General features: G+C 41.5%; 16 protein-coding genes. 13 read left to right on the top strand and 3 right to left on the bottom strand.

Features of this window, described 5'->3' with window-relative positions:
• Positions 1-234: 234 nt before the first annotated feature.
• The gene (gene kimA, locus LKE01_RS08070) at positions 235-2,076 is read left to right on the top strand and encodes a potassium transporter KimA (RefSeq protein WP_056981070.1); all 1,842 of its coding nucleotides are present in this window, start codon (positions 235-237) and stop codon (positions 2,074-2,076) included.
• A gap of 204 nt (positions 2,077-2,280) precedes the next feature.
• Here the strand turns inward: kimA and lrgB are convergent, their stop codons facing one another.
• Positions 2,281-3,033, bottom strand: coding sequence for an antiholin-like protein LrgB (lrgB, locus tag LKE01_RS08065; protein WP_054769611.1), 753 nt, complete (start codon positions 3,031-3,033; stop codon positions 2,281-2,283).
• An 18-nt stretch (positions 3,034-3,051) separates the two neighbouring features.
• Complete coding sequence (locus LKE01_RS08060; protein WP_056981072.1) at positions 3,052-3,495, bottom strand: CidA/LrgA family protein; 444 nt, start codon at positions 3,493-3,495, stop codon at positions 3,052-3,054.
• Positions 3,496-3,754: 259 nt separating this feature from the next.
• On the opposite strand from LKE01_RS08060, the gene LKE01_RS08055 reads away from it, so the two are divergent.
• The gene (locus LKE01_RS08055) at positions 3,755-4,846 is read left to right on the top strand and encodes a glycosyltransferase family 4 protein (RefSeq protein ID WP_056981075.1); all 1,092 of its coding nucleotides are present in this window, start codon (positions 3,755-3,757) and stop codon (positions 4,844-4,846) included.
• A gap of 69 nt (positions 4,847-4,915) precedes the next feature.
• Here LKE01_RS08055 and LKE01_RS08050 read toward each other — a convergent pair whose 3' ends face one another.
• Entirely contained in the window at positions 4,916-5,581 is a 666-nt protein-coding gene (locus LKE01_RS08050; protein WP_054769613.1) for a YigZ family protein, read from the bottom strand.
• Between the two features lie 48 nt (positions 5,582-5,629).
• Here LKE01_RS08050 and LKE01_RS08045 point away from each other — a divergent pair, with 48 nt between their 5' ends.
• The 11 genes from LKE01_RS08045 to pstA all read left to right on the top strand — a co-directional run bounded on the left by LKE01_RS08045 (position 5,630) and on the right by pstA (position 18,538).
• Positions 5,630-6,952: an ATP-dependent helicase ComFA gene (locus tag LKE01_RS08045; RefSeq protein WP_056981077.1), complete on the top strand. Its 1,323-nt coding sequence runs from the start codon at positions 5,630-5,632 to the stop codon at positions 6,950-6,952.
• Positions 6,949-7,641, top strand: coding sequence for a ComF family protein (locus LKE01_RS08040; RefSeq protein ID WP_056981078.1), 693 nt, complete (start codon positions 6,949-6,951; stop codon positions 7,639-7,641). Before LKE01_RS08045 ends, LKE01_RS08040 begins: the two co-directional genes overlap by 4 nt.
• Before the next feature lie 122 nt (positions 7,642-7,763).
• Entirely contained in the window at positions 7,764-8,321 is a 558-nt protein-coding gene (hpf, locus tag LKE01_RS08035) for a ribosome hibernation-promoting factor, HPF/YfiA family (RefSeq protein WP_054769614.1), read from the top strand.
• Positions 8,322-8,608: 287 nt separating this feature from the next.
• The gene (gene secA / locus LKE01_RS08030; protein ID WP_056981080.1) at positions 8,609-10,972 is read left to right on the top strand and encodes a preprotein translocase subunit SecA; all 2,364 of its coding nucleotides are present in this window, start codon (positions 8,609-8,611) and stop codon (positions 10,970-10,972) included.
• A 77-nt stretch (positions 10,973-11,049) separates the two neighbouring features.
• Positions 11,050-12,172, top strand: a protein-coding gene (prfB, locus tag LKE01_RS08025) for a peptide chain release factor 2 (RefSeq protein WP_179286811.1) whose coding sequence is annotated in 2 segments (ribosomal slippage) — positions 11,050-11,127 and positions 11,129-12,172 — 1,122 coding nt in all. Because the reading frame shifts where the segments join, the coding sequence is not laid out codon by codon here.
• Positions 12,173-12,372: 200 nt separating this feature from the next.
• Positions 12,373-13,533 (top strand): PDZ domain-containing protein, encoded by a 1,161-nt coding sequence (locus tag LKE01_RS08020; protein WP_056981082.1) that lies wholly within the window; start codon positions 12,373-12,375, stop codon positions 13,531-13,533.
• 12 nt (positions 13,534-13,545) lie between these two features.
• Positions 13,546-14,271 (top strand): response regulator transcription factor, encoded by a 726-nt coding sequence (locus tag LKE01_RS08015; protein ID WP_056981085.1) that lies wholly within the window; start codon positions 13,546-13,548, stop codon positions 14,269-14,271.
• Positions 14,258-15,643, top strand: coding sequence for a sensor histidine kinase (locus LKE01_RS08010; RefSeq protein ID WP_056981119.1), 1,386 nt, complete (start codon positions 14,258-14,260; stop codon positions 15,641-15,643). Before LKE01_RS08015 ends, LKE01_RS08010 begins: the two co-directional genes overlap by 14 nt.
• 191 nt (positions 15,644-15,834) lie before the next feature.
• On the top strand, positions 15,835-16,719 hold the full coding sequence (locus LKE01_RS08005) for a phosphate ABC transporter substrate-binding protein (protein WP_054769615.1): 885 nt from the start codon (positions 15,835-15,837) through the stop codon (positions 16,717-16,719).
• Between the two features lie 2 nt (positions 16,720-16,721).
• The gene (gene pstC, locus LKE01_RS08000) at positions 16,722-17,651 is read left to right on the top strand and encodes a phosphate ABC transporter permease subunit PstC (RefSeq protein ID WP_056981086.1); all 930 of its coding nucleotides are present in this window, start codon (positions 16,722-16,724) and stop codon (positions 17,649-17,651) included.
• Positions 17,648-18,538, top strand: coding sequence for a phosphate ABC transporter permease PstA (gene pstA / locus LKE01_RS07995; protein WP_056981088.1), 891 nt, complete (start codon positions 17,648-17,650; stop codon positions 18,536-18,538). Before pstC ends, pstA begins: the two co-directional genes overlap by 4 nt.
• Positions 18,539-18,544: the final 6 nt, after the last annotated feature.

Genomic DNA, 18,544 nt, shown 5'->3' with positions numbered 1-18,544 from the left:
AAGTAACTAAAGATGAGCATTGATTCCAGTTTTGGAATTAATGCTCATTTTCGTACTTGCTTATTATCAAGTTCAATATTAAAGTAGTTAACGTGTTCGGATTAGATACTTGGATAGGGCTCTTTTTAGAGGCCTATCTGAGCGTACATATTAAGACTTGTTTTTACCAGACAGAAGGACTATTATTTTATGGTTCACAAGAATGGTAGATTAATGAAAAAGGAGTAACTATTTATGTGGCGATATCTTAAACGGCTCCTAATTGGAAAGCCATTAAAAACCACTGACGAAGGTGGTCAATCCTTAACCAAATTCAAAGCTTTGGCTTTGCTGTCCTCTGACGCGTTATCGTCAGTCGCATATGGTACTGAACAGATTACTACCATTTTGATTACGTTGTCAGCAGCTGCTTTGATGTATCAAATTTGGGTTGCTGCACTCGTCTTGATTCTGTTAGCTGCGATTACATTATCGTATCAACAGATTATTCACGCATATCCATCCGGTGGTGGTGCATACGTTGTTGCCAGCACCAACTGGGGTGAGCAGGCCGGATTAATTGCCGGAGGCTCACTATTGGTCGATTACATGTTGACCGTTGCCGTATCAACGACATCAGCCACTGAAGCGATCACTTCAGCAATTCCGTCTTTGTATTCACACGGCGTCTTAATTTCCTGTTTGATCGTTGTGGCAATTATGCTGCTGAACCTTCGGGGAATTCGAGAATCGGCTTCATTTTTGACACTGCCGGTTTATTTGTTCATTGTCATGATTATTGTCATGATTATTTACGGTGGTTACAACATTGTCAGCGGAAATATTGAGTATCATGCTGCGGCTCATATCGGGGCCCCCGTTGAAGGGATGACACTGGTTCTGTTCTTCAGAGCCTTCTCATCCGGTTCATCATCACTGACTGGTGTTGAAGCCATCAGTAATGCGGTTCCTAATTTCAACAAGCCAAAGAGTAAAAATGCTGCCGCAACGCTTGCCATTATGGCAACTATCTTGGCCTTCTTCTTTGGTGGAATTACCTATCTGAGTTACTACATGGGAATTGTCCCAAACACTCACGAAACGGTTCTTTCACAAATTGGTGAAACAATTTTTGGCCATGGCATTGTTTACTATGCATTACAGATATCCACTGCGATGATTTTAGCGGTTGCTGCCAATACAGGTTTTTCAGCCTTTCCAATTTTGGCTTATAACCTGGCAAAAGATAAATTTCTCCCTCATGCCTACCTTGATAAAGGTGATCGGTTAGGGTATTCAAACGGAATTATTTCTTTGGCTATCGGTGCAATTATCCTAATTCAAATCTTTGGTGGCCGAACCAATTCATTGATTCCTTTGTATGCGGTTGGTGTATTTATTCCATTTACACTGTCACAATCAGGAATGATCATTCATTGGCGAAGAAATCGTGGTAAAAACTGGCAGATCAAGTCAGTGATTAACTTTATCGGAGCGTTTATTTCGCTCTCACTGGTTACCTGCTTATTCCTATTGAGATTCCCAAATGTTTGGCCTTACTTGATTGTCATGCCGATTCTTTTACGGATCTTCTACAAAATTAATCATCATTACAAGCGTGTGGCCGAGCAGCTGCGAGTGGTTGAAGCCAATACGGAGATTGCCACAACTCACCATTTTGACGGATCGACAGTCATTGTGCTTGTAAGTGGCGTCACTCGGGTGACTGCGAACGCAATTAGCTACGCGCAGTCAATTGGTGATTATGTCATTGCCATGCACGTTTCCTTTGATTCCAATCCTGAAAAGGAACATAAGACTTCTGAGCAGTTTAAGAAGGACTTCCCGGATGTTCGATTTGTTGATATCCATTCATCTTATCGTTCAATTGCCCAGCCAACATTACGGTTCTGTGATGTCATTGCAAAGCGGGCCGCTGATCGGAACTATTCAACGACTGTTTTGGTACCGCAATTCGTTCCACGACATCGTTGGGAAAATGTGCTGCATAACCAAACAAGCTTAAGATTACGAACCATTTTAAATTCACGACAAAATATTATCATATCCACTTACAACTACCATCTTCATGAGTAGTTGCGAATAAAGTTAAACGGGCTAATCATCAGCATGATGATTAGCCCGTTTTATTAGCTTGTAGGGCAGATAAAATGGTGCCCTGGTGAAGTTTATGGTATCTATGTGAAAGAGCGTCTGTAGCGAAAATAGGGGACTTTGAGAAAGAATCTATGTAAACAAAAAGACCGCCCAGCTGGACGGCCTTTTTTGATCTGATATTGATTAGTGAGCAATTCCCATTAAGTTAGCAAATGTAGGAACAACGACGTCAACAACGATTGAAATGATAACAACCGCAATGGCAGCCATCGCACCAGATACAGAGCTTAATTGAATGGCCTTTGCTGAACCAACAGTATGTCCGGCAGTACCTAATCCAAGACCTTGGCCAATAGGTTCAGTCAAGTGGAACAACTTGATGAGCCAGGTTGCCAAAGCGTAGATAAGAACGGCGTTCAAGATACATGCCATAGCAGTGATAGCAGGAGTACCTCCGATAGCATCAGAGATAGGCATTGCGATAGCTGTAGTAGCAGCTTGTGGAAGCATTGAAGCAATTCCGTTGTTGTCCAAGCCGATAAGCTTTGATACACCGTAAATGATGAACAGTGAAATGAACAAACCAATAATTAATGATAGCAGAATCTCTAACCAGAATCGTTTAACAATATCGTTACGCTTGTACAGTGGAACGGCAAACGCAATGGTTGCTGGGTTCAAGAACCAGAAGATGATATCTCCACCTGGTTTGTATGCATTGGTGTAGAACCAAGTAACATCTACACCAAACATCTTAGCCATGAGCCAGAGAATGAAGATTCCAAGTACCATACCAACGAACAATGGTTGGAATAAGAAGAATCCTTTACCGATCTTGAATAGCCATTGACCAAACAAGAAAACAACAAGTGACAAGCAGATACCAAAGATTGGTGTCCCTAAATACGTAATGATAGTCGTTTGTGTAGCAGACATATAAATTCACCCCTTTAATTATTTTTTATCGACTGTTTCACTAACTGAAATATCGCCGTGGAATACAGTCTTTCGGATCCAAATGAAGAATGAAGTGGTGTAAGCAATAACAACAAGTAAGACAACCGTTGAAATAATAATAGCAACAATAAGCTGTACACCTTGGGCCTTCATGATATCAAGTGATGCGGTCAATTGAATACCTGAAGGAACAAATAGAAATGCAATCATACCGATCATGAAGGTTGCAAATTTATCAACCCATTCAACTTTGATAATATGGAATGTTAATAGCAGGTACAAAAGTACTAATCCAATAACTGGTGTTGGTACTGGAAATGTAGGTGGAAACATTGGTGAAATTAAACTGGAAACAAACAATACGCCGGCGAAGATTCCCATTTGAATTAAAATAGGGGCATCTTTTGTCTCGGCTTGTGTAGTATTTGATTTGTCAGCCATAATTAAAACTCCTTCCGTTTGTGAAATATTAGGTAACTGAAACTGTTGTCTTACAATGTATAGTATAAATGTTTTTGTGAAATATGACAATTGAAAGCGTTACTAAATTTGTTAAATGTGAAGCGCCACACAATTGGTCCGTACGACTTTTCTAAATAAGCCCGTTTACTTTCTATAACAGTCATACCTTGTTTTTATGATTTGTCATTTGTATAATTGAACTAATAATAACTTGGAAGGAAATAAGTGAGGTTACATTTTGAAATTTGAGATCATTGTGTCTTTATTTGCTACCATGATTATTTCCGCAGTCTTAACCCCATTTATCCGGAAACTGGCGTTTGCCGTTGGGGCAGAGGATCGTCCGAACAAAAGACGGGTTAATAAAATTCCTATGCCAACGATCGGTGGGTTGGCAATTTTTATTGCTTACACCTTTACGACGATGATTTTGCTGCGGGATCAATTCCCAACGAAAATTCTTTGGGGTGTCTATGGTGGAGAAGTTATCATTATTTTAACTGGTATTATTGATGATATTTTCGTATTGAAGCCGCGTCAAAAAGTTTTGGGTATCTCAATTGCTGCTCTGTGGGTTTACTTCACAGCCGGTGTGAAGATGACCACCATTACGTTGCCGTTTTTTACCATTCATCTCGGATGGATGAGCTTGCCGGTAACGTGGATCTGGATTTTGGCGATTACCAATGCGGTAAACTTAATCGATGGGTTGGATGGACTGGCGACTGGTGTTGCCATTATTGCATTGACCACGATGGGTATTACGGCGATGTTCTTCCTGAACGTGGGAAATATTTTTGTCGCCATTATGATTTTTACCTTGGTTGCTGCATGTATTGGCTTTTTGCCATACAATTTTTTCCCTGCCCGAATTTATCTCGGGGATACCGGAGCACTGTTCATTGGATTTATGATGTCGGTCTTTTCGCTATCCGGTTTGAAAAATGCGACTTTCATCACCCTATTGATTCCTGTCATGATTATGGGAGTGCCAATCACCGATACGGTTTTCGCCATCTTCAGACGTTTGCTGAATAAGGAGCCAATTACTCACGCAGATAAGCGGCATTTGCATCACAGACTGATGCAGATTGGCTTGACTCATCGACAGACTGTATTGGTTATTTATGGTCTTGCACTGATCTTTTCGTTCATTTCATTGCTTTATCCGATTTCGCCGTTGTGGGGTTCCGTTTTACTCACAGTCGCCGTTTTAATTGGGTTGGAGCTGTTTGTTGAAACGATTGGCTTGGTTGGTCCCGATCGTCAGCCACTGTTGAATGGCATTAAGAAGTTAGTTAAAGATACAACCAGTAAAAATAATCATTAGAGCTTCAATTTTAGAAATTCATATTTTAAAAACAAAAAAGGAGATTGCCCATTAGTGGGTGATCTCCTTTTAATTATCTTCATCTTTTTGACGGGCTTCACGGGAATAGGGTACTTCAAACATTTTCCACTCGCCTTTTTTATAACTGAACTGATCACTCAACAAGTTTGTGATTTGCGTGATGAGCGGTTCAAAATCTTGCTTACTGACGGCGATGACCACTTCAATTTTATCCGTATAGTTGGTTGCCTCAATCGGAATTGATGCTTGTTCCAAAAAATATTTGAGCTTATCAAACTGATTGTATTCAATGGTGAGCTTGATTTCCTGCTTATTGACCAGCTTAACAATTCCCAGCGAATCAATAGTCGTCGACGTTGCGTTGCTATAAGCCCGGATTAGGCCACCGGCACCAAGCTTGATCCCACTGAAGTACCTGGTTACGACTGCCAGCACATTATGCAGCTGATTCATTTTAAGAACTTCCAGAATGGGGACGCCGGCCGTTCCTGAAGGTTCGCCGTTGTCACTTTCACGTTGAATGTGATCATCGTCGCCCAACATGTAGGCAAAGCAGTTATGATTTGCCTTGGCATTATCTTTGGAAACTTTTGCGATGATATTTTTGGCCTGATCTTCATTTTCGATTCTTGCCATCGTGCAGATGAAACGTGATTTTTTGATTTCAATTTCGTGAGTACCATTTGATTTAATTGTTAGAGATTCATTCTTCAAAAAGGATTCCTCCAGTTTTTTCGTAATTAATGATTGAGGTGACTTTATATGATCAATCATATATCAGAGTTGTATGGGCGCCAAATACCGCTTCGGGATTTATCCGAGAAATTGGTGGCCAATCCGAATATTGTTTTGCGGGAGGCCATTACTGTTCAGCATGGTCTTACTTGTGTTCGGTGTGGCACGAAATTAAGGCGTTCCACTGCCAGTTTGCCCAATAACCAATATTATTGCTACGTGTGTATTCAAATGGGGCGAGTGGACACTTTAACCCAATTGGCGTCTGTTCATGAACCCAATCAATTTAAGGGCATAAATGACCCGTTGTCCTGGAAGGGTGAGCTCACTGTCCTTCAACAGCAGTGTGCCGAAAAGGTCATCGAAGTGTTCCAAAATAAACGGCGTCACTTGTTATGGGCCGTGACCGGTGCCGGTAAAACAGAGATGCTGTTTAAAGGGATTAATTGGGCGGTCGAAAACGGCCTGAGAGTGGGGATTGCCTCGCCAAGAGTTGATGTCTGTATTGAATTATTTCCGCGGCTACAAGCAGCTTTTGAAAAGGTGCCGGTGGTGCTTCTTCATGGCAAAAGTGAGCAGCCTTATCAGTACAGTCAGATTACCATTTGTACAACCCATCAACTTCTCCGATTTTACCATGCCTTCGATGTCTTAGTGATTGATGAGGTCGATGTTTTCCCATACTCTGGAAATCCAATGCTGCATTATGCGGTGCAAAATGCGGTCAAGCCGGATGGTGCTCGATTATACCTGACAGCAACCCCCGACAAAAGTTTGTTTAAGGCAATTTCCCGCAAAAAGCTGTCCGTCAGCTATCTGCCAATCAGATACCATGGCCATTTTTTACCGGAAATAACGGTTAATCGAACAAAAAATCTTGATCAGCTGGTCGATAGTGGCAATTTACCCAGAAAAATTCTTAAAAGAATTGCCCAGTTAGTAGCCGACAAACAACGTTTTTTAATCTTTGTTCCCCATATTAAAGATTTGGAGTTGGTCGGCAGGGCAATTACGAATGCCAGAATTGACGCTCGTTTTAAGACTGTTTATTCGGCGGATCCGCAACGAATTGAAAAGGTCGCTTTAATGCGAAATGAAGAGCTGGATTTTTTGATTACAACTACCATCTTGGAAAGAGGGGTTACCTTTCCAGGAATCGACGTGATTGTGCTGAAGGCCGATGACGAGATCTTTTCAGCGGCGGCTTTGGTGCAAATAGCCGGTCGGGTAGGCCGAAATAGTGATCGACCAACCGGCCGGGTCTTATTTTATTGTCAATCCAAGTCTGGAAATATTAAGTCTTGTGACCAGCAGATCAAGCTCATGAATCGAAAGGCGGCAAAACTATGAAAGAATGTCTGATGTGTAAAGCGCCGCTCAGAAATGAAATTCGGCTCAGTGAAATCATTCGAGCAACACCACTCATCAATGATCCAATTTGTCAGGGATGTTCAAATGATTTTCTGGATTTGGCGGATATTCCTACCTGCCTGGGGTGCGGCCGAAAACAAACGGAAGGAATGTCTCAGCCTTGCCGTGATTGTTCAAGATGGCAGCAAAGTTATCCATTCAATTTTTCAAACTGCGCATTGTATGAATATAATCAGCAAATGAAGGACTTTATGAAGCAATACAAGTTCAATGGCGATTATTATCTTCGAAAAGTTTTTTCCGGCCAGATCCATCGGCAACTAAAGAAATGCCCAGATGTGATTGTTCCAATTCCAGTTGGGACGGATACCATGCTCACAAGAGGATTTAACCAGGTAACCGGCTTATTGGAGCTTGTGAATTATTCAAACATTCTCAAAGTGAAGGCGAAAAGAAAAGCGGTCCGGCAGTCGGAAAAGAACCGCCGCCAGCGAATTGAGCTGATTCAGCCATTTGAGTTGATTCAATCACAAAAATATTTAATCGAAAATCAATCGATTTTATTAGTCGACGATGTGTACACAACCGGTACAACCATAAGGCATGCGGCCAGTCTTTTATACCATGCCGGGGCGACTTCCGTCAGGGGGTTAACCTTAGCTCGTTAAAGAAATCCAGACCCAATGATTGTTAAAATGCGAACTTTCAATTATACTAAAGTTGTAGCCAGTAATGAAAGTGATTTCATTAGTGGACCATTAAGCCTTTAATGGTGAAGGGAGAGAACGCTATGCTAATTTTTAACATTCGTGGTGAAAACATTGAGGTAACCCAGGCGATTCGTGATTATGTTGAGAAACGAATCAGTAAACTGGAGAAGTACTTTGAAAAGGACATGAAGAATACAGCTCATGTCAATTTGAAGGTTTATCCAGATAAGCAAGCTAAAGTTGAGGTAACCATTCCTTTACCATACTTAACTTTGAGAGCCGAGGAAATGTCTAACGATTTGTACGCAAGTGTTGATTTGGTAACGGATAAACTCGAACGTCAAATTCGTAAGTACAAGACCAAGGTTAACCGTAAATTTCGTGAAAAAGGGTTCAAGAACCTCGAGTTTACACCTGTTGATGACAGCAGCTCGGATTCAGATGATGAGTCCAAGTTCCAAGTTGTTCGGACAAAGCAATTGGCTTTGAAACCAATGGACAACGAGGAAGCTATTCTTCAAATGGACATGTTGGGTCATGATTTCTTCATCTATGAAGATGCAGAGACATCCGACATCAACATTGTTTACCGTCGTAACGATGGCCGTTACGGTCTGATCGAAACCGGCGAGGAATAATATTACTATAAATTAGCGGACAATTTCCAAATGTCCCGCGTTGAAGTTGGGGATGAATTGATGGTTAATTCATCCCCAACTTTTTATTCCCAAAATAAAATTTTTTGATGATTTTTTATCCGTTTGCCTTTCATATCTATCAAAAATGTATTATCATGGTTAAATGCCGCTGATGCATTGCTTTTTGTGTTTTCATAGGCGGCCTAAAATGTTACACTAATTAAGTATGCAGTCTACAAATACTATGAAAATTTGAACAGTATTTTAATTTAGAAGGGAATTTACTAATGGCTAATATTTTAAAAACATGGGTTGAAAGTGATACACACGAACAAAAACGACTCAGTAAAATTGCTGACAAAGTTGGTTCGTATGCTGAAGAGTATCGTCAACTCAGTGATGAAGAATTGCAAGCCAAGACTCCGGCATTAAAGGAACGCTATAAGAATGGCGAAACCCTTGATGATTTGCTTCCCGAAGCATTTGCCGTTGCCCGTGAAGGTGCAAAGCGAGTCTTAGGATTGTACCCATTCCACGTCCAAATCATGGGTGGAATTGTTCTTCATGAAGGAAATATTGCAGAAATGAAAACTGGTGAAGGTAAGACTTTAACCGCCACTATGCCAGTTTATTTAAATGCACTTGCAGGCGAAGGGGTTCACGTTGTTACTGTTAACGAATACCTCTCTGAACGTGATGCTACTGAAATGGGTGAGTTGTACAACTGGCTTGGCTTATCAGTAGGTGTTAACACAACTGAAAAAGATGCTGACGAAAAGCGTGCCGCTTACGCTGCCGACATTACTTATTCAACCAACGGAGAAATCGGTTTCGATTATTTACGTGATAACATGGTTGCTTATAAGGAACAAATGGTTCAGCGTCCTTTGAACTTTGCCATCGTCGATGAAGTTGATTCAATTTTAATTGATGAGGCTCGTACCCCATTGATTATTTCCGGTCAATCAAGTGGTACTTCTGATCTTTACCAAAGAACTGACAGATTTGCCAAGACTTTGCATGAGACTGAAGACTTCAAGCTTGATTTGGAAACCAAGACGGTTTCATTAACCGATCAGGGAATTGAAAAAGCTGAAAAGTACTTCAACTTAAAGAACCTGTATGATACTGACAACACTGCCTTGACCCACCATTTGGATCAAGCTTTGCGTGCCAACTTTATCATGCTGCGTGATAAAGATTACGTGGTTCAAGATGATGAAGTTAAAATTGTTGATTCATTTACCGGACGAATCATGGAAGGCCGTCGATTCTCTGATGGTCTTCACCAAGCCCTTGAAGCTAAAGAAGGGGTTACCATCAATGAGGAAAGTAAGACAATGGCTACCATTACTTACCAAAACCTCTTCCGGATGTATAAGAAGTTAGCCGGTATGACTGGTACTGCCAAGACTGAAGCAGAAGAATTCCGTGAGATTTATAACATGGAAGTTATTTCTGTTCCAACCAACAAGCCGGTTATCCGGGTTGATCATCCCGATGTTTTATACCCAACTTTGGAATCAAAATTCGAAGCCGTTATTAACAAGATTAAGGAACTCCACAAAAAGGGCCAACCAATGCTTGTTGGTACTGTTGCGGTTGAAACTTCCGAATACCTTTCAAAACGACTCGATGAAGAAAAAATTCCTCACGTTGTTTTGAACGCCAAGAACCATGCAAAGGAAGCTGAAATTGTTGCCAATGCTGGTCAACGTGGTGCTGTTACGATTGCTACCAACATGGCCGGTCGTGGTACTGATATTAAATTAGGACCCGGCGTGGTTGAACTTGGCGGCTTAGCCGTTATTGGTACTGAACGACATGAGTCACGTCGTATTGATAATCAGCTTCGTGGCCGTTCCGGTCGTCAGGGTGATCCAGGCTTGTCACAATTTTACCTGTCACTTGAAGATGATTTGATGCGTCGTTTCGGTTCAGAAAAGATCAAGAACTTCTTGGAACACTTAAACGTTGAAGGTGAAGATGCCGTTATTCGTTCAAGAATGATTACCAAGCAAGTTGAATCAGCTCAAAAACGAGTTGAAGGTAATAACTACGATTCACGAAAGAACGTTTTGCAATACGATGATGTTATGAGACAACAGCGTGAAGTTATTTACGGTGAACGTCGTGAAGTCATCGATGAACAAAAAGATCTTAAGTGGGTTATTATGCCAATGATCGAACGGACCATTAACCGGATCGTTGACTTGCATACGCAAGGCGAAAAAGAAGACTGGGATCTGCAAACCATCTTGGACTTTGCAATTAGTGCAATGGTTAGCCCCGACCAGATTTCTTTGGAAGACTTCCAAGGCAAATCAGCTGACGAGATCAAGAGTATGTTGATGGATCTTGCTAATAAAGAATATAAAGAAAAACAGGAACAACTTTATGATCAATCTCAAATGTTAGAGTTTGAAAAGGTTGTTATCTTGCGAGTTGTTGATTCTCACTGGACTGATCACATTGATATCATGGATCAATTACGTCAATCAATTGGTCTTCGTGGCTACGGTCAACAAAACCCACTTGTTGAATATCAACGAGAAGGTTACAAGATGTTTGAAGAAATGATTGCTGATATTGAGTATGACGCTACCCGTCTGTTCATGAAGGCTGAAATTCGTCAAAACATGCAACGTTAATAAGTTATTTGAAAGAATCCGGCAATCATATTGTTTGGATTCTTTCTTTGAATCAGAACAAATATAAGGAGAACAATATGTCATTTGAAGTAAGTGAAGCAAAAAAACAAATTGCTGAAATGCAAAAAGCTATCGATGGTTTTAGGAGGTCGCTTTGACTTCGATGCGTTGAGTGAAAGCATCGGCATCAATGAAGCCAAAATGGCGGAACCAAATTTCTGGGATGACCAGGAATCTGCTCAGAAATTAATCGATCAGACGAATCAACTAAAAACAAAGCGGGACAACTTTGTTTCCTTAAAAAACCAACTGGATAATTTAAAAGTGACCCTGGAATTGATTACTGAAGATCCCCATTCAGGAATGGAAGGGGAATTTGAGGCAGATGAAAAGAAGCTCAAATCCCAACTGGATCGATATCAGTTAAATCTGTTGTTGAATGGGAAATATGACCATAACAATGCGATTCTTGAAATTCATCCCGGAGCTGGTGGAACTGAAGCCCAAGATTGGGGTTCCATGTTACTCAGAATGTATACCCGCTGGGCAGAAGCTCACGGATTTACGGTGCAGACCTTGGATTATCAAGTTGGTGAAGTTGCCGGCTTAAGCAGTGTCTCCATTTTAATTAGTGGTAAAAATGCTTATGGTTATCTGCGGTCTGAAAAGGGAATTCATCGACTCGTCAGACTGTCACCATTTGACTCGGCGGGTCGTCGACACACTTCCTTTGCATCAGTGGATGTGATGCCGGAACTGAATGACGATGTTTCAATTAAAATTAATCCAGATGATTTAAAAGTGGATGTTTACCGTTCGAGTGGTGCCGGTGGTCAGCATGTCAACAAAACCTCATCAGCTGTTCGAATTACCCATATTCCAACTGGAATTGTGACGGCCAGTCAGGCTCAACGTTCACAGCTGCAAAACCGACAAACCGCATTGAACATGTTAAAATCCAAGTTGTATGAACGTGAAGAAGAGAAGAAAGCTGAAGAAAAGGCAAAAATTGAAGGGGAACAAAAAGATATTGGCTGGGGCTCACAAATTCGGTCTTACGTTTTTCACCCATATTCGATGGTTAAAGATCATCGAACCAATTATGAAACTGCCAATGTTAATGGCGTTATGGATGGCGATCTGGATCCGTTCATCAATGCCTACCTGCAGTGGCAATTAAGCCAAAAGAATCCTGAATAACGGCTTCAGTCGTTAATTTTGGAGGTTGTCAAAAAGTTAAATATCCATCGTTAAATGGCTGAAGTTCAAATTGTACGTTTGGCTTCGGCCATTTTTACATAGGCTCAATGATTAATGCCTTGTTGATTTACAAACGAGCTTAAATCAACAGGCAATAAATGATATACTAGCTTTATAATTATTGGTGAGGACAAGACATAATGAAATTTTTAATAGCGTTGGGGTTTTTCGTATTACAACCTGCTCTGTGGATCGGGGTTATTCGCAGTTACTTGATTCATACAAATCGAATAAAAAAAGAACGGGCAATATTTAATTCAGCAATTTATGACGATTATTATGAAGGCCGTCATTTTGTGAGAACAGGCCTGATTTTTGGAGTGATGGCATCAAACATTCTGGGTGGCTTTTTGAGCATTTCACTCGAGTGGCTGATCATTTATGAAGCATTGATGGCCATTGGCCTGTTGTTGATTCCTTGGTGGCTGTTGGCAGTCACAATGGCCGGTGCTGCAAGTATTGTGACATTATTATTGCCACATATTTCCCAGTTACGACCACTGATGAATTGGTTTGGTCACCTTGGTATTTATCAAACCGCGGTTGATCCGATTAATTTGTTGATTATTTTCGTGGTGATCATTCTTGCGACAGCCATTTTTGTCCACGTCAATGGTGGCCGGTTTGATTCCCCAACGTTGGTTCGGAATCAGAGAAACAATCGAACGGCCGTTTATAAATTCAACGAATTATCGATTTTCCCGTTTCTCTTATTTGTTCCCGGTGATTGGATTCACACCAGCTTTCCGTTCATGCCGTTATTTCAGGTTAACAACCATTTGTATGCAATCCTGCTGGTACCAATCCTGATTGGCTTGAAATTCACCGTGAAAAGAAGCGTTCCCAAAGAACTGCTGAGAGCATTGAGTAAGTCGATGTATGTGATTGCAGCAGTTGGCATTATTTTATCGTTTGTTGGCTACTTTGTTCCAAAAATCATTTTGCCAGCGATTATTCTTTTGTTGATTGGCTATTACGTTGTTCTGGCAAAGGCCAAGCACGATGATGCCAAACCAGACTTTGAATACAGTGAAGTGATGGATGGTGTCCGGGTGATTGGTATTCAACCCGAAACGCCGGCAGCCAAAATGGACCTCAAAGTTGGTGATGTCATTCTCGAAGTGAATGGCATAAAAGTGACGAATGAAGATGAATTCTACCGAGCACTCAGTACCAACTCGACATACTGCCGATTTAAAGTTCGTGATCGAAATGATCAGTTAAAAATCACTGAATCGGCGATTTTCAAGAATTCTCCCCACGAAATTGGTGTTAAGACATATACGAAGTTTAGTATTTAGGAGGGCTACACCGTGAAAAAAGTGCTTGTAGTTGATGATGAACCAGCAATTGTAACGTTATTGGAATACAATTTAAAACAGGCAAATTTTGAGGTTCAAAGCGCAACTAACGGCGTCGATGCACTCTCAATGGCCGAAAATGGCCATTTTGATATCGTGCTATTGGATTTAATGTTGCCACAGATGAGTGGTGAAGAGGTTCTTAAGCAGCTCCGAATGGATCGTAACGATACCCCGGTTATTTTATTAACAGCAAAGGATACCGAATTCGATAAAGTCTTTGGCCTGGAAATGGGCGCGGATGATTATATTCCAAAGCCATTCAGCCCACGTGAAGTGATTGCCCGCATTAACGCGGTTCTCCGTCGATATGAAAAGAGTACTTCCAACGTTGATGAAACCAACGCCAAGCCAACGGGTAACGTTGAGAAAACCGGCCCATTTACGATTGACCACAAAAAGTATCGTGTCAGTGTCAATGATAAAAATCTTAAACTGACACCCAAAGAGTTTGAACTGATGCAGTATTTGGTCAGTCACGAAAATCAGGTGCTTAGTCGGGACCAGCTGCTGCAAGGCGTTTGGGGCTTTGATTATTCTGGCCAAAGCCGAATGGTCGATATTCAGATTGCTCACCTTCGTGAAAAGATTGAACCGGATCCAAAGCAGCCGAAATACCTCAGAACTGTTCGTGGATTTGGCTATGAGTTCTCCACTGGGGATGATGATGCTGAGTAAAATATATAAGCAAATTTTAATTGTCGTCATTTTAAGCATTGCCAGTTTGGCTGTGCTTTTTTATGGTTTTGCGGTTGACGAGGAAGGCTGGGACGACTTTGCTCTGTTATTAGTATTGGCAGACGTCATCGCCGGTATCCGGTTAATTTTTGAATACCGTCAGCATGACAAACTATTAAAGCAGTTGCAGGTCATGACTGCAAACATTGTTGATCATCATCCGGCAGTGCCGTTGTTTGTTGAGCCGGACAATCCTCTAAAGGGGGTTGCGGATCAGTTGAATGAACTTCAGAGCCGCCAACAAGACGAGGGGAAAAGTATTCGGAATAGTAATGCCGAACTGATTACAATTCTTTCGAGTCTGCCTGTCGGCGTGATGGTGATCGATTCTGGTCATGACGTCATTTTTGCCAATCATAAAATGTCGGTGATGCTTGGAAGAGATATTTTGACTCAGGTCCATCCTTATACGCAAGATGTCCGAAACTATCAGTTACTGTCATTAATTGAAAATGTTTATACCAGCCACAAGTCGCAGCAAGAAGAAATTCAGAGTGTTGGGGCATCATCGGTCACTTGGGATACCAGTGTCGTCTTTAATCGGATCGACAATGATTTTCACATTTTGGTGATTATGTATGATATTTCCGATATTATTAACGTCAAACAGATGCAAATTGACTTCTTAAGAAACGCCAGTCATGAGTTAAAGACGCCGATTACCGCCATTTCAGGATTTACCAAAACGCTTCTTGATGGTGCAATGAACGACAAGAAGAGTTTGGTTGAATTTTTGAAGATTATTGATCAGCAAAGCGATCAACTGGCTTCGCTTGTCCAGGATGTCTTGACAATTTCTCACATTCAAAACGGTACGAATTATGATTACAAGCCGCTACCGCTTCATGACTTTATCAACTCAGAACTGCAATCCTATAAGTCCATGACGGCAGGAAATAATGTTTCTATTAATAATAAGATTCCCGAACATGTTGAAGTGATTGCGGATACAACCACATTGACCAGGATTTTGCGAAACTTGGTTAGCAATGCGGTTAAATACAACCGGCCAAATGGTGAGGTTAATATTGAATACAGTGACAACGACAGCTTTTGGCAGCTTCACGTCTCTGATACTGGGATTGGAATCGCCCAAAAGGATCTGTCCAGATTGTTTGAAAGATTTTATCGAGCCGATGATTCACGGACAAAACAAAAGGTCAGTGGAACCGGGTTGGGTCTTTCAATCGTTAAAGAAATGGTCGATGCAATTGGCGGTAGAATTGACGTTAAGAGTCAACGTGGCGTCGGTTCGACCTTCACAGTTAATTTCCCAATCGTCAAAAATGATGATCAAAAGGCCAATGAATGACAATATATGAAATTGAAATAAAACTTTTACATTCTTAGTCCGCAAAAGATGGTTAAAAACCAGCCACGGCGGGCTTTTTGATTGTCAATTATGACACCCCATTACGTTTTTACATAACTTTTACATTCACTCGGTCAAATATTTACATTGATTTCATACAATTATAAATGAAGATTCAAGGAGGAATAGCGATGCGAAAACGGACGATTATCAAATTATTGATTTGCCTCATTATCATTGTGGCAGGAATTGGTGCTTACAGCGCCCGTAGCAAAACGTCAACGAATCAACAATCAATCACAGCGGTTGGCTCAACCGCATTGCAACCGCTTGTTGAAGCGGCTAGTGAACAATATACAGGTGAACATTCCGGAATTTTTATCAATGTTCAGGGTGGTGGATCTGGTACGGGTCTGAGCCAAATTGAATCCGGAGCTGTTCAGATGGGAAATTCTGATTTGTTTGCCCAAGAAAAAGCCGGCATTAATCCCAAGGGATTAGTCGATCACAAGATTGCGGTTGTCGGCGTGGCACCAATTGTCAATGACAAAGTGGGAATTAATAACTTGACGACAAACCAACTGATCGCCATTTTTACAGGGAAGTATACAAATTGGAAGCAGGTTGGTGGTCCCGATATGCCAATTACTTTGATTAACCGTTCTCAGGGCAGTGGTACCCGGGTAACTTTTGAAGAGTATGGCCTCAAAGGTCATGAGAGTGCAACAGCCCAGGAACAGGACTCATCAGGAACGGTCCGTCAAATTGTTTCATCAACGCCTGGGGCAATCAGCTATGTTTCATTTGGCTATTTCAACAAAAGTATTCATCCACTCCATATCGATGGCATTAAACCAACCGAAAAGAACGTTATGGACAATAAGTGGAAGATCTGGTCGTATGAGCACATTTACACCCGTGGTCAACCAACTGGCTTAACCAAGAAATTCTTGAAATATCTTAAGAACGATCATATTCAAACGACTCTTTTCAATAAGCTGGGTTATATTTCAGTTAAAGATATGCATTATCAAAGAACCTGGCAGGGTAAAGTGACTAAAGGATCGGGGGAATGATAATGGAAAATCAAAAATTAGCAAAACAATTAATGAAAAAATCCAAAACGGCTCGTTATGAACGCTTTGGCCGTTTGCTGAGTCTTTCTGCATTACTCCTGATTATGGCAATTGTCTTAGGCATTATCGTTTTCGTTGCCAGCAAAGGATTGGGAACATTTTTCAAAGATGGGATTTCCTTTAAAGACTTCTTTACAGGAACCTTGTGGAACCCTGGTACCAAAACACCGAGTGGCCAGCAGGCTGTTGGTGCTTTACCAATGATCGTCGGTTCATTTCTGGTGACAATTCTGGCAGCCTTATTATCAACGCCATTTGCCATTGGAACAGCGGTTTATATGACCGAAATTTCACCTAAACGGGGTGCTAAGATTCTTCAGCCGGTTACCGAATTGCTGGTTGGAATCCCTTCAGTTGTCTATGGTTTCATTGGTTTATCGGTCGTTGTTCCATTCGTCAGAAACACCTTTGGCGGCAGTGGCTTTGGGATTCTTTCAGGAACCTTTGTCCTGTTTGTCATGATCCTGCCAACGATTGTTTCAATGACCGTCGATTCACTTAAAGGGGTGCCGAAGTTTTACCGTCAGGCATCCTTGGCATTGGGAGCGACCAAGTGGCAGACAATTTGGAAAGTGGTTCTAAGAGCTGCAACGCCAGGTATTTTAACCGCTGTGGTATTTGGAATGGCCCGGGCGTTTGGTGAAGCATTGGCTGTTCAGATGGTTATCGGAAATGCCGCGTTGATGCCGCAAAATCTCACTTCTCCGGCGTCAACATTGACCTCTGTCTTAACTGCCGGAATGGGGAATACGGTCATGGGATCGTTGCAAAATGACGCACTTTGGTCATTGGCACTGGTTCTTCTGGTTATGTCACTGTTCTTTAACTTGGTTGTTCACATGATTGGTCGGAAAGGGGCGTTCAAGAAATGAATCGAACTCAAAAGCAAAGTCGTTTTGCCATTGCCTGCCTGAAAGCAGTTGCCGGATTCGTTGTATTGATTCTGGCCTTTCTGATTGGCTACATTTTCATCACTGGGCTGCCAAACGTCAGCTGGCATTTTCTAACGTCTCCCGCCAAAGCGTTCAATGCCGGTGGTGGAATTTGGATTCAGCTGTTTAATTCGTTTTACCTTCTGGTTTTGGCAATGATTATTTCACTGCCAATTGCCTTGGGAGCCGCAATTTACCTTAACGAATATGCGACGGACAACTGGTTTACAGCAGCCATCAAAACTTCAATTGAAATTTTGAGTTCGCTGCCATCAGTCGTTGTTGGGTTGTTTGGGTTTCTGTTGTTCGTTGTTCAGTTCAACTATGGCTTTTCAATCCTTTCCGGTGCCTTAACGCTGACAATTTTTAATTTACCCTTACTAACACGAAACATTGAAGATTCACTGGCCAATGTGTCGGATGATCAAAGACAGGGTGGCCTTGGTCTTGGGCTTTCAAAGTATGAAACTATCATTCACATTGTGGTTCCAGCGTCGTTACCCGGCATTATCAGTGGGATTATTCTTTGTTCCGGCCGAGTGTTTGGTGAAGCAGCTGCGTTGATTTATACTGCTGGTCAAAGTGCTCCGGCACTCAACTTTATGGATTGGAATCCGTTTAACATTGATAGTCCATTAAGTCCTTTAAGACCTGCCGAAACTCTTGCCGTTCACATCTGGAAGATTAATTCTGAAGGAATCATGCCTGATTTGACTCAAGTTTCTTCCGGATCAGCGGCGGTTCTGGTTTTAGCAATTTTGATTTTCAACCTTTCTGCCCGTTTTGTTGGCCGAAAAGTGTTTGAACGAATGACTTCAGTAAAGTAGGTGAAA

Origin of the sequence: Lentilactobacillus kefiri (assembly GCF_007989105.1) — a bacterium.
Classification (GTDB): domain Bacteria; phylum Bacillota; class Bacilli; order Lactobacillales; family Lactobacillaceae; genus Lentilactobacillus; species Lentilactobacillus kefiri.
Note: the sequence above shows the minus strand (reverse complement) of the source record. Positions and strands in the feature narration are given on the sequence as shown.

Excerpts from the sequence above, each read along its gene's own strand:
- LKE01_RS08045 (WP_056981077.1), top strand. The coding sequence starts at position 5,630 with ATGATCAATCATATATCAGAGTTGTATGGGCGCCAAATACCGCTTCGG.
- LKE01_RS08060 (WP_056981072.1), bottom strand. The coding sequence starts at position 3,495 with ATGGCTGACAAATCAAATACTACACAAGCCGAGACAAAAGATGCCCCT.
- LKE01_RS08010 (WP_056981119.1), top strand. The coding sequence starts at position 14,258 with ATGATGCTGAGTAAAATATATAAGCAAATTTTAATTGTCGTCATTTTA.
- secA (WP_056981080.1), top strand. The coding sequence starts at position 8,609 with ATGGCTAATATTTTAAAAACATGGGTTGAAAGTGATACACACGAACAA.
- kimA (WP_056981070.1), top strand. The coding sequence starts at position 235 with ATGTGGCGATATCTTAAACGGCTCCTAATTGGAAAGCCATTAAAAACC.
- LKE01_RS08020 (WP_056981082.1), top strand. The coding sequence starts at position 12,373 with ATGAAATTTTTAATAGCGTTGGGGTTTTTCGTATTACAACCTGCTCTG.
- LKE01_RS08005 (WP_054769615.1), top strand. The coding sequence starts at position 15,835 with ATGCGAAAACGGACGATTATCAAATTATTGATTTGCCTCATTATCATT.
- hpf (WP_054769614.1), top strand. The coding sequence starts at position 7,764 with ATGCTAATTTTTAACATTCGTGGTGAAAACATTGAGGTAACCCAGGCG.
- LKE01_RS08040 (WP_056981078.1), top strand. The coding sequence starts at position 6,949 with ATGAAAGAATGTCTGATGTGTAAAGCGCCGCTCAGAAATGAAATTCGG.
- pstC (WP_056981086.1), top strand. The coding sequence starts at position 16,722 with ATGGAAAATCAAAAATTAGCAAAACAATTAATGAAAAAATCCAAAACG.
- lrgB (WP_054769611.1), bottom strand. The coding sequence starts at position 3,033 with ATGTCTGCTACACAAACGACTATCATTACGTATTTAGGGACACCAATC.
- pstA (WP_056981088.1), top strand. The coding sequence starts at position 17,648 with ATGAATCGAACTCAAAAGCAAAGTCGTTTTGCCATTGCCTGCCTGAAA.